Raw genomic sequence first — 12157 nt, forward strand, 5'->3', positions numbered from 1 at the left:
GCGTCTCCGACCCTCCCGCGAAAAGGGGAGCCGCTCGGCCGGCCGTCCGAGCGGTATCTCCGGATCGCGTTGTGCCGCAATGGATTAAGAGGTCTAAAAAGGCGGTTTCCGCCTTCCCGAAGCGGTTCTCCCCCGGGCGTCTCTCCGGTATACTCGTTCCCGAATCGGGCGAGGGTCTTCCAGCCAGCCAAGGAGTCGAACATGGCGTTTGAATTGGGACCGAGGCGCGGGATCGTTGTCGCAATCGCCGGCGAGATAAAAAAGGCGGACCCCCCGCTTTCGGATGAAGACGCGGAGCACTTCGAGACATTCGACCTCATCTATCGATCGCTTTGCGCGCTCTTGTACAACTACGTCCCGATGTCGGGACATCCGGGCGGATCGATCTCATCCGGCCCGTTCGTTCAATCGCTTCTCTTCGATGCGATGGACTACGACCTCTCCGATCCGGACCGCGTGGACGCGGATCTCATCTCCTACGCGGCGGGGCACAAGGCGCTCGGTCTCTACGCGATGTGGGCCCTTCGCAACGAGGTGGCCCGGATCGGCGCCCCGGAGCTTCTCCCGAAGGACGAGAGGAAACAGCTTCGTCTCGAGGATCTCCTCGGTTTCCGGAGAAACCCGGTCACCGACACCCCATTGTTCAAAAAGTTCAGCTCCAAACCACTCGACGGGCATCCTACTCCGGCGACCCCGTTCCTCCGTCTCTCGACGGGAGCGTCGGGGGTCGGCGTGGCGACGTCCCTCGGGCTCGCGTATGGGGCGAAGGACTACTACGGCGCCGCGGCACCGCGCGTCCACATCGTCGAAGGAGAGGGAGGAATGACGCCGGGGCGCGTGGCGGAGGCGCTCGCGGCGGCCGGCACCGCTTCTCTCGACAACGTCTTTCTTCATGTCGACTGGAACCAAGCCTCGATCGACACGAACCGTGTCTGCCGCGAGGGTACGACGCCGGGCGACTACGTGCAGTGGGATCCGATCGAGCTTCTCCATCTGCACGATTGGAACGTCGTTCGCGTCGAGGAGGGGAGGGACTTCCGCCGTGTTCTCGCCGCGCAGCGGAAAGCGCTTTCGATCGACAACGGACAACCGACGGCGATCGTCTATCGAACGGTGAAGGGTTGGAACTACGGCATCACGGGACGCGCCTCGCACGGAGCGGGACACAAGCTCTGCTCCGACGGGTTCTACGAGGCGCTCGATCAGATCCGTCCGGTGATCGAGCCGAAGCTTCCGCGCTGCTGCGAGGGGGAGCTGCGCTGCAACGGTCCCGACGGCCGCGCGGTGATGGAGGAGTGCTTCTGGGAGGCGCTCGAGCTCATCCGGAGAGCATTGGAGACCAATCGAGAGACGGTCGACTTCCTCGCAGGCCGCCTGGTCGAGGCGCGGGAGCGCTTGAACCGCCTCGGGAGACAGCCGCGCAAGGACGCTCCGAGCGTCGAGAAGATCTATCGGATCGCCTCCGAGTCGGCGGCGAGAGTCCCGGCGGAGCTCGCGCTGAAGCCGGGCGCGTCGACGACCCTTCGCAACGAGCTCGGACGCGCGCTCGGCTACTATAATAAGGAGAGCGGCGGCGCCCTCTTCGCGGCCGCGGCGGACCTTCTCGGTTCCACCAGCATCAATCTCGTGAACGACGGCTTCCCCGACGGCTACTATCACTCGAAGATGAACCCGGACGCCCGTTTGCTTTCGATCGGCGGGATCTGCGAGGACGCGATGTCCGGGATTCTCGCGGGTCTCTCCACGTACGGGCGGCATATCGGGGTCGGCTCTTCTTACGGCGCGTTCCTCGCGCCTCTTGGGCACATCTCGGCGAGGCTGCACGCGATCGGGAACCAGGCGCGGCGCGAGCTTTCCAAGGAGCCGCACAAGCCGATGGTTCTCGTCTGCGCCCACGCCGGGTTGAAGACCGGCGAGGACGGCCCCACGCACGCGGATCCGCAGGCGCTCCAGCTCCTTCAGGAGAACTTCCCCGCGGGAACCGTCGTCACGCTGACGCCTTGGGATTCGGCGGAGGTCTGGCCGCTTCTTGCCGCCGCGCTCGCGAAACGGCCGGCGGTGATCGCGCCGTTCGTGACGCGTCCGAACGAGATCGTTCCCGACCGCGCGGCGCTCCGTCTCGCCCCGGCCGAGGAGGCGGCGAAGGGGGTGTACCGTCTCCGCGCAGCGAAAGGCAAAGCGGACGGAACGGTGGTGTTGCAGGAGAGCGGGGTCGCATGCGCGTTCGTCGAGGGGGCGCTTCCTCTCCTTGACAAGGAAGGAATCGATCTCGACGTCTACTACGTCGCGAGCGCCGAGCTCTTCGACATGCTTCCGAGAGAGGAGCGCGAGAGGACCTTTCCCGAGGAGCGCGCGAGCCGTGCGATGGGGATCACCGGCTTCACGCTTCCGACGCTCTACCGCTGGGTCGTGTCGGAGCGCGGGAGGAAGCACAGCATGCATCCGTTCCAGAAGGGGCATTTCCTCGGGAGCGGGCAGGCGGACATGGTGCTCAAGGAGGCGGGACTCGACGGGAGGAGCCAATTCGAGGCGATCCGGCGTTTCGTCGCCTAGCGCTCTTCGGTAGTTCGTTCGTGTGTGAACGATCGGTTTTCGGTTCAGGGCGGAGGGTGCGGATCCATGAGCGTGGAACTTCGGGAACACGAATCGGCGCTGGCGGCGATCGTCTCCTGGGGGGCGATGGAGCCTCTCCCTCAAGAGATGTCGGTCCGCCTTCTTCGGGCGGCCGAGGAGCTCGTCGCGTCCGGCGGGGCCGGCGCGGTCGATCCCGTCTTCTGGCACGAGTATCTCGACCGGACGCGCCGTTCGTTCTTCCTTCGAAGCTTGCCCGACCGCGCGCACCGCGTGCGTTGGGCGGAAACGGCCGCGACGGCGATCGAGATCTCGGGCTACACGCTCGAGATGCTTCTCGAGCAGCGCCTTCGCGCGCACCCGGATCGGCCGCTCCTGCAAGAGGGGGCGGCCGGCGAGCCGAGACGCTGGAGCTACTCCCAGGTCGCTCGGCGCGCGCGCGCCTTCGCCGCTGCCTTTCTCCAAGTCGCGGACGGCTCGCCGCGCGTCGCGATCCTCTCGGAGAACTGTGTGGAGGGAGCCTGCGCGGATCTCGCGTGTCTTATCCACGACATCCTCGTCGCGCCTCTCGATCCGCACTTGAGCGCGGAGACGATCGCTTGGGTCTTCAACGAACTCCGCATCAACCTCGTCGTCACGGACTCGGACGAACGGCGAGCGCGCCTCCAGGAAATCCGCTCGTCGGTTCGCGAACCGTACACGATCCTTCTGCTCGACAGCGAGGCGAAGCCGGCGGATCCGCGGGAGGCGGTTCTCGAGGACCTCGCCTCGCGCCTCTCGCGCGAGACAATCGATCGCCTGCTCGACGCGCGAAAGCGTCTCGGTCCGCGTGAAGCGGCGACCGTCATGTTCACCTCCGGATCGACCGGCATGCCGAAGGGAGTCGTCTTCAGCCGGCTCAACCTACTTTCCAAGCGGTTCGCGCGCGCTGCGGCCCTTCCGGCCGTCGGCGAGGAGGAGGTGCTCTTCTGCTACCTCCCGCTCTTCCACACGTTCGGCCGCTTCCTCGAGCTGATGGGGATGCTCTTCTGGGGAGGGACGTACGTCTTCGCAGGAAACCCGTCGAAGGAAACTCTTCTCGCCGGCCTTCGAGAGGTCCGCCCGAGCGGGCTCATCGGGATTCCGCGGCGATGGATGCAGATTCGCGAACGCGTGCTGGAGATCGCCGGAGATCGCTCGCCCACGGTCGAGGATTTTCACGAGGTCGTGGGCGACCGGCTCCGATGGGGCCTCTCCGCCGCGGGTTTCCTCGATCCGAAGGTCTTTCACTTCTTCCAGAGGATGGGCGTCGAGCTCTGCAGCGGCTTCGGCATGACCGAGGGGACCGGCGGGCTCACGATGACGCCGCCCGGAGAGTACGAGGACAACACGGTCGGCATTCCGCTCCCTCTCGTCGAGGCGCGCCTCAGCGAGGAAGGGGAGCTCCAGGTCGCCGGACCGTACATCGCCGCGTATCTCGACGAGCCCCCTCCCGCGCCCGGCGAGAAGAGATGGCTCCGGACCGGCGACATCTTCCGCGAGCGTCCGAGCGGCTATCTCGAGATCGTCGATCGCATCAAGGACATCTACAAGAACAGCCGCGGGCAAACGGTCGCGCCTCGGCGGGTCGAGTCGAAGTTCACGGATGTCCCCGGAATCAAGAACACGTTTCTCGTGGGGGACGGACGCGATTTCAACGCGCTCCTCATCGTTCCCGACGAGGAAGACCCGGTTCTCCGCGCCATTCCCGATCCGGAGAATCGCCGCGAGTATTTCGATCAGATCGTGACCGCCGCGAATCGAGATCTCGCGACGTACGAGCGCGTGGTGAACTTCGCCGTGATTGAACGCGATTTCGATCAGGAGCACGGCGAGCTGACCCCAAAGCGATCATTCAAACGTAAAACGATTGAAGCGAACTTCGCCGGCGTGATTCACGAGCTGTACAGGAGCGACTCGGTTCTTCTCGAGGCGGGGGGCGTGAGAGCGCGGATCCCGCGCTGGTTCTACCGGGATCTCGGGATTCTCGAGACCGATATCGTCGCGGTGAGCACGGGGCTCGTGAACCGGGTGAGCCGGATGGCGCTGCCGCTCGCCGCGCCGGAGGGATCTCCCGGCGTTCTGGTGGGCGATCTCGAGTACGTCGTCCCGGAAGGCCCGATCGACCTCGGTCTCTTCGCGCGGCAGCCGGCGCTCTGGATCGGCAATCCTTCCCTCGTCGCCTTCTCGCCGTGCAAGGAGGGATGGGATCTTTCCCTCGGCGATGTCTCTCCGCAGGTCCTTCTCCCGATTCGGCGCGCGGAGGAAGCGAGGGAGGACCCGGCGCGAGATCTGCCCGCGACCGGAGGACGCAGGCTTGCGGAGATCAACCGGCTCTCAGTGCTCGCGCTCTATGCGAAGCCGAAGGAGTCGATCGAAGCGCTGCGCCGGCTCGGCGAGGCTCTCGGATCGGTCGATCTTCGCGTTGGAAGCGTGATTCGAAGACGCATCGAGGCGCTCGCTCGCCATCCGGACTTTGAGGTTCGGTGTCTCGCGTATCGCACTCTGCTTCTCGACGAGCCGATGCCGGACTACGGAGAATTGCTCCCGTCGTTCGTCCTCTCCGGTCTCCCGTTCCTGAACGAGGAGAGCATGGAGGAGATCGCGCGCGCGAACATCGAGCGCCGCCGGCTCGAGGCGCTTCGCATGCGCTTCCTCAGCTACCGGAATCAGCTCGGGTGGCCGGCGACGCCCGCGGTGCGCGCGCAGTTCGAGGTGTTCTTCACGCTGCTCGCCAATTTCGCGCGCTACCACCCCGAGTACTACGCGGCGGTTCGGTCGGAGCTCGTCACCTGGATCCAGCACAAGAGCGATCCGGATCTCGCCCGTTCCGCGGAGCTCGTGTTCATGCAGCTCGCCGACTGGCATCAGAGGAAGCTCGCTGTCGAGGCCAGGGACGAGGGTCCGGAGGAGTGGAAAGGGAAGATCGTTCTCGAGGACGGGCTTTCGGCATCCGAGGTGAAGCACATCGAGACCGTTCTCGTGGGGACGACCTTTCTCAAGGAATCGGTGGCGCTCGCGTTCGACGCGGAGGCCTTCGACGTCCGGGAGGTGCCGCCGGACGGGATCTGGATCTCCCGCGTGCATTCGCTTCACGACCACCGTCTCTATCGGGTGAGCATCAACACGGTCAACGACAAACACTACGACCTCCTGCTCCTGCTCCGCCCGGATCTCGACATGTCGATCGTTCATGACACAAACTTCTGGATGATCGCGATTCGCGGTTATCCGGAGGGCACCCCGGCCGTGCCGCGCTTCGGCATCTGCCGGCCGGAGCTCGGCGCGATCTCTCTCGCGTTCGTGAGCGATCTCACCGTATGGGAGCGGATCCGCGAGGCCGCCGATTCCTCGGAATTCCAATCCGTGTGCGGGACCTGGCGGAGCCTCTTCGTCCGCGGCATGGCGGCGTTCTTCCTCGGATGGCGAAACAGCGGCCGCAGGATCGTGCCCGGAGCCGTGAATCCGAAGAACGTGGCGGTCTCTGAGCCGGACTTCCGCGAGGGCGCTGTGGTCCTTTCTCTCGCGGGATGGAAGCCCTATCGGAGTCCGGTCGATCTCGTCGGCCCCATGCTGCGCAACTTCTTCCGGCAGATCGAGCACCACTATCCGCGCTGCCGCCAAGGGCTCGACATCGGCTGGATCTTCGATGCGTGCGTCGAGGGGCTCGGGCAGGAAGAGGGACGGCGATTCCTCGAGGATTTGCGGTCGCGGATCGGTATCGAGGAGCTTCCGGGGGACGCGAAAAGGCTCGCGCGGTCGCTCGACGATTTTCTCGATCGCGTGCGCCGCGAATACCATCTTCCAGTCCCGCTCCGATGCGCGATCGATCGCTACGGCGAGTGGGAACGAGCCGATCCGGAAGCGACTTGGAGCGCGAAGCACCAGATCGTTCGCGAGCTGTTCCGTCTCTATCGGCTTTCTCGTTTCGGGGCGCTCGCCCGCTACACGCTCTACCGCCGCACGGTCTTCGCCTCGGCGCCGCCCGACGTGATCGAGCCCTTCGATCGGCTGCTCGGGCGCATGTTCCGCAATCCATCCGAGCGCCCGACGCGGATGGTCGAGCTATCCGATCTGCAGGCGTCCGTCGCGGGGGACGGGGAGCAGAGAGCGGTCTTCAGCGGGCTCGTCTTCCCGCAGGCGCGGGCGGCCGTCGAGGTCGTCGCGGTGGGCGATCTCGACCGGAAGCACGTCATCGTGCGGTCGGAGCTGATCGACGAGAGAGGGGAGAAGTACACGGTGCGCGAGCCGGTCGAGCCGGCGGAGATCGGACAGCTGGTCGGTCTGATCATCCAAGGGGGCTTCCCGAACATCGTTTCGAAGAACGACAGGTACCTCGTCGCGATCGACGGACAGGAGCGGGTCGTCGGAGGAGTCTTCTACAAGCTGCACGATCCGAAGGTCGCGCATCTCGACGGGATCGTCGTCGCCGCGTCCCTCCGGAGGCGCGGGATCAGCGGAGCTCTTCTCGAGGATTTCTGCTCCCGCATGGCGGGCCAAGGGATCGAGGTCGTCACGACCCACTACTTCGCGCGGCGCTTCTACCTCGCGCACGGCTTCCATGTGGACAAGGCATGGGGAGGGCTCGTTCGATTGCTTAATACATAAACATGTCCCGGCGGAAACGGCCGCCTCGCGACCGGAAGGCGCATGCCGGCGCGGCCCGAGTACAACCGCAAGATCCGAGAGCATCATCAGCCGCGGTCGGCGCGGACAGCGACTCGAAACCGACCGCAAGGAGGTCCGGATGCGTCATCTCGCGTGGATACTGCTTCTCTCCTTCTCTCCCGCGCTCGCCGCCATCGATCCGCCGTCCGTTCTCGATCCTGAGGAAGCGATCGCCCTCCTCGCGGGCGCGGACGCCTCCCGGTACGCGGGGAACGACCGCGTGGTCGTCTTCGATCGGACGGAGGTCGACGTCGAGGAGACCGGTCTTTCCCATCGCTACGACCACCGTCTCGTGAAGGTGCTGGATTGGTCCGGCGCGCGCGCCCAGGCAACGCTCCGCTTCGACTACGATCCGGCGTCGAACATCGTCGAGATTCTCGCGGTGCGCATCCACCGCGCCGACTCGACCATCGTGGACATCGATCCGGCCTCCGTCGTCGACGCCACCGCACCCGCGCACCTCATCTATTGGGGCGGCCGCATGAGGGTGCTCGGAGTCGGCGCGCTCGAGCCGGGCGACGGGGTCGAGACGATCACCTACAAGAAAGGGTTCCAGATCGCCTATCTCGACGCGGAGACCGAGGACGAGCGCTATATCCCTCCGATGCGCGGCCACTTCTACGAGGTCCTTCTCTTCCAGGAAGGTCTTCCCCTGATCGAGAAGTCGTACACCGTTCATCTCCCGAAGGACAAGCCGCTCCAGTACTCGGTCTACAACGGCGAGGTGATGAGCAGTCTCACCTTCGGCGAGGATGCGCACATCTACCGCTTCTGGAGGGCAAACGTCCCCGCGCTGAAGCGCGAGCCGGGCATGCCGGACGTCTCGGACGTCGTCCCGAAAGTGGTGATGGCGACCGTGCCCGATTGGGAGGAGAAAAGCCGCTGGTTCTACGCCGTGAACGAGGATCGCGATATCTTCGGCTGGAACCTCGAGATCGAAGAAAAGGTGAACGAGATCACCCGCGGCTTGAAGACCGAGGACGAGAAGATCGCCGCACTCCTTCACTGGGTCGCGCAGAACATCCGTTATAGCGGCCTCAACATGGGAGAAGGAGAGGGGTACACGCTCCACCCGAGCACGATGACATTCCGCGACCGTTGCGGCGTGTGCAAGGACATCGCCGGAATGCTGGTCACGATGCTTCGCGTGGCCGGCTACCCGACGTTCGCGGCGATGACGATGGCGGGCTCGCGCGTCGAGAAGATTCCCGCGGACCAGTTCAACCACTGCGTGGTCGCTCTCCGGAAGGAGGACGGTTCGTATCTGATGCTCGATCCGACGTGGGCTCCGTGGAACAATCCGATTTGGAGCCGCTGGGAGGGCGAGCAGCACTACGTCATCGGATCTCCGGAAGGAGAGGATCTGATGATGATCCCCGCCTTCGCGCCCGAGGACAACCTCCTCGCCATCCGGAGCGAAGCGAAGATCCTGAAAGACGGCGCGCTCGAAGGAACCCTCGTTCTCGACGGGAAGGGGGCCCTGGACGGACGCATCCGGAACGCCGCGGCCGACCGAGCGAAGCGGAATGTCCGCTTGGGAATCGAGGAGTGGCTCGGCGCGGTTTCTCCCGACATCGAGCTGATCGAGTATCGCTTCACCGATCCGCGCGACTTCACGATCGACTCCTCGCTTAGGATCCGCTACCGGGTCCCGCGGTTCGCCGACCTTCTCGGAGACGATCTCGTCTTCCGCTCCCCCGCGCTCCGTTTCATCGCGGAGAACGCGAGGCTCTCGAGATTGGCGTTCCTGCCGGACAACGAGGAGCGCACGCACGGTGCGTTCCTGTGGGGCCCGCAGAGGATCGCGATCGACGAGACGGTGAACCTTCCCTCCGGCTACAAAGCCGAGGAACCGGAAGGGACTTCCGTCGAGGAGAAGATCGCGGCCGCCAAGCTGAGCTGGGAAGCGAAGGGCGGCGCGCTCGTCCTGAAGGGTGAAACGGTGATCGAGAAACGCCAGCTCACCGCCGAGGAGTATGCCGGCGCTCGAAAGGCCCGAAACGCCGTCGTGGATGCATCGAACAACGAACTCTATGCCAAGCGATAGTGAGGTGATCGACGTGAGGAATCGAATTCGGCTCGCTCTTGCTCTTCTCTTCTTCGCTTCCGGCGCGATCGCCCCTCTCCTCGCGCAATCGGCGGGGATCGGCCCGCTCTCCGACGAGGAGATCCTTCGGCGCGTCCGAACGGCGCCCGCCGAGAACTCGAAGCCCGATCTCGACGCGCTCGTTCTCTTCGACGGCGTCTTCGTCTCGTTCCGGGACGGGAAGGCCGAGATGCGCCGCCAGCGTCTCACGAGGATCTACACCGAGTGGGCGATGGACGAGCTCGGGGATCCCCGCATCGCGCACGATCGAAGCCGCCAGGAGCTCGTGATTCACGCGAGCCGCACGGTTCTCGCGGACGGCCGGATCGTGGACGCACCCGAGAACGCGTTCAACGATGTGACGCCCGACGGGCTCGATCGTTCGACCGACCATATCGACATCCGCGAGATGGTCGTGACGCACACCGGGCTCGAACCGGGCGCGATGGTTCTTCTCGATTGGACGGTGCGCGACACGGTTCCGCGGGAACCGCACCCCGGTTTCGCGATCTTTCCTCACGGGAGCTACCCGGTCTTGGAGATGACGATCGCGGCCGAGGGTCTTCACGGCGAGGTCGTCCGTCCCCGCGACGCGCTCTTCGACATCCCCGACGCGGGCAAGGAGGCGAGACACCTCGTCTGGCGTCTCGACGACCTGCACGCCGTTCCTCCTCTCCGCGGGCACGAAGGGGATCAGCTCCCGTGGATCGCGCTCTCTCCCTCGGAGTCCTGGGACGAGGTCGTCGGCCCGGTCGCGAGAAGCATCGAGAACGCGGCGGCGGAAAGGGAAGGGCTCTCCGCGGCGATCGAGAAAGTGGAAAAGGAGAAGCCTCTTCTCGGGGACCGCGAGGCGCTGGAGCGGTTCGCCAAGATGGCGGCCGACCGAACGACGCTCGTTGCGTACGGGCCGTGTCGGTATCAGCTCCCGCCGAGAAGCGCGCAAACCCTCCTCGAGAGGGGCACCGCGACCCCGCTGGAAAGAGCCGTTCTTCTTCTCGCCTTCTGCGAGGAGCGCGATCTCGCGGCCGAAATCATCTTCCCCGGCCGGTGGAAGGATCTCCCGGTCCGAACTCCCGCGCTCGGGGCTTTGGGGCATCCGATGCTCCGCGTCGCGGGAGGGCACGGCGAGGTTTGGTGGGTCGATCCGACCGACGGAGCGGTCGCCGCGACCCCGCCGTTCGGTTCAGGGATCGAGTATTTCATAATCAATGGAAAGGAGCCCGTGCGGGAGCGGTCTCCCCTGCACGCGAACCGGGTCGAGATCGCCGTGTATTGGGACCTCGTCTCGGGAGAGGGGAAGTGCGAGGGGATGGTCTCGGGGCCGCACGCGGCGGATCTTGGCATCGAGAACCCCGAGAGCTTCATCGAGAAGTGGCTCGGGGAATGGAGCGAAGACGCGGAGGCGGCAGAGGTCCGCATCCCCGAATCGCGTCCCGGGCGCTTGATCTTCTCCGGAAGCGCGAAGGCGCCGCTTTCCGCTCCGGACGATCGGGGACGAATCCTCGTCGCTCTTCCCGTCGCGCCGATCGCCGTGGGGGATCTCCTCCCCTCGCCGCCGAACCCGGCTCACGGAACGTCCGACCGTCTCCTCTTCTCTCCCGCTCCGGTCGAGGTGAGCGTCACCTGGAAGCTGCGGGCGCCGCAAGACCGCGCGGTTCTCCCGGGCGAAAGCGCGGAGGAAGTGTGCGCGGGGGGCGAGTTCTCATTCCGGCGGAACGGAGAGGGAGAGATAATCGAGGCGAACTACACGCTTCTCTGGGACGGTCGGTCGGTCGGCACGGACGCCTACCGCGAGTTCCGCGCGTTCCGCTCCCGTGTTCTCGACGAGAGGCTGACGCGGATCGTGCTCGAGGCGAAGGAGAAGTAGGCTTCGGATTCCGGGGACGCAACACCCGTTGTGCGAGACACGGGACGGGACGCGCGGGATCCCGATCTCGAACGGAGCGAAAGAGAGATTCCGTCCCTGGAAACGCCCTTCGATGGTGACAGACACGATCCTCCGAGACGGTGTCTGTCACCATCTTTCCATATCCGAGACTACCCCTTCGGGGCTCGTCCCGAGCGGTCCATGCTATCGATCATGCCGCGCAAGAGCTCGATCGGAATCGGGAACAGGATCGTCGAGTTCTTCTCCGCCGAGATCTCGGTCAGCGTTTGCAGGTAGCGGAGCTGGATCGCCACCGGCTCCGCGGCGATCGTATGAGCGGCCTCCGTGAGCTTCCCGGCCGCCTGGAACTCGCCTTCCGCGTGAATCACCTTCGCGCGGCGCTCCCGCTCCGCCTCCGCCTGTCGGGCGATCGCCCGCTGCATCTCCTGAGGCAAGTCGACGTCCTTCACCTCGACCGCCACGACCTTGATCCCCCAAGGATCGGTTCTCTCATCGAGGATCTGTTGAAGCTGCTGGTTGATCTTCTCTCGGTTCGCGAGAAGGTCGTCCAGCTCATGTTCTCCGAGCACGCTCCGGAGCGTCGTCTGCGCCATCTGCGACGTCGCGTAGAGGAACTTCTCCACCGCGACGATCGCCTTCTGGGCGTCCATCACCTGGAAGTAGAGGACGGCGTTCACCTTGACGCTCACGTTGTCGCGTGTGATCACGTCCTGCGGGGGGACATCCATCGCGAGCACGCGGAGCGACACCTTCACCATCCGGTCGATGATCGGGACGAGAAGGACAAGGCCTGGGCCTTTCGAGCCGACGAGGCGTCCGAGCCGAAAGACGACGCCGCGCTCGTATTCGCGAAGAACGCGGACGGCGCTTCCGAAGAGCATGAGGAGGAGGATCAAGACGATGCTGAGAGAGGGGCCGTACATCAC

General features: G+C 65.2%; 5 protein-coding genes. 4 read left to right on the top strand and 1 reads right to left on the bottom strand.

Annotation, left to right across the window (positions count from 1 at the left end; all coding sequences use genetic code 11):
- Positions 1 to 201 precede the first annotated feature (201 nt).
- From FJY73_02680 to FJY73_02695, 4 genes are all read left to right on the top strand, one after another.
- Positions 202 to 2553 carry a hypothetical protein gene (locus tag FJY73_02680; GenBank protein MBM3319562.1) on the top strand — a complete coding sequence of 784 codons (2352 nt, stop codon included), beginning with the start codon at positions 202 to 204 and terminating at the stop codon, positions 2551 to 2553.
- A gap of 66 nt (positions 2554 to 2619) precedes the next feature.
- Complete coding sequence (locus FJY73_02685; GenBank protein MBM3319563.1) at positions 2620 to 7197, top strand: GNAT family N-acetyltransferase; 4578 nt, start codon at positions 2620 to 2622, stop codon at positions 7195 to 7197.
- 139 nt (positions 7198 to 7336) lie between these two features.
- A complete protein-coding gene (locus tag FJY73_02690; protein MBM3319564.1) occupies positions 7337 to 9304 on the top strand; it encodes a DUF3857 domain-containing protein in 1968 nt (655 codons plus the stop codon).
- 13 nt (positions 9305 to 9317) lie between these two features.
- A complete protein-coding gene (locus FJY73_02695; protein MBM3319565.1) occupies positions 9318 to 11210 on the top strand; it encodes a DUF3857 domain-containing protein in 1893 nt (630 codons plus the stop codon).
- Positions 11211 to 11380: 170 nt separating this feature from the next.
- Here FJY73_02695 and FJY73_02700 read toward each other — a convergent pair whose 3' ends face one another.
- Positions 11381 to 12154 carry a slipin family protein gene (locus tag FJY73_02700; protein MBM3319566.1) on the bottom strand — a complete coding sequence of 258 codons (774 nt, stop codon included), beginning with the start codon at positions 12152 to 12154 and terminating at the stop codon, positions 11381 to 11383.
- Positions 12155 to 12157 lie beyond the last annotated feature (3 nt).

This window comes from Candidatus Eisenbacteria bacterium, assembly GCA_016867715.1.
Classification (GTDB): domain Bacteria; phylum Orphanbacterota; class Orphanbacteria; order Orphanbacterales; family Orphanbacteraceae; genus VGIW01.

Bases quoted from the DNA above. Each gene is read 5' to 3' on its own strand.
- FJY73_02680 (MBM3319562.1), top strand. From the start codon at position 202: ATGGCGTTTGAATTGGGACCGAGGCGCGGGATCGTTGTCGCAATCGCC.
- FJY73_02685 (MBM3319563.1), top strand. From the start codon at position 2,620: ATGAGCGTGGAACTTCGGGAACACGAATCGGCGCTGGCGGCGATCGTC.
- FJY73_02690 (MBM3319564.1), top strand. From the start codon at position 7,337: ATGCGTCATCTCGCGTGGATACTGCTTCTCTCCTTCTCTCCCGCGCTC.
- FJY73_02700 (MBM3319566.1), bottom strand. From the start codon at position 12,154: ATGTACGGCCCCTCTCTCAGCATCGTCTTGATCCTCCTCCTCATGCTC.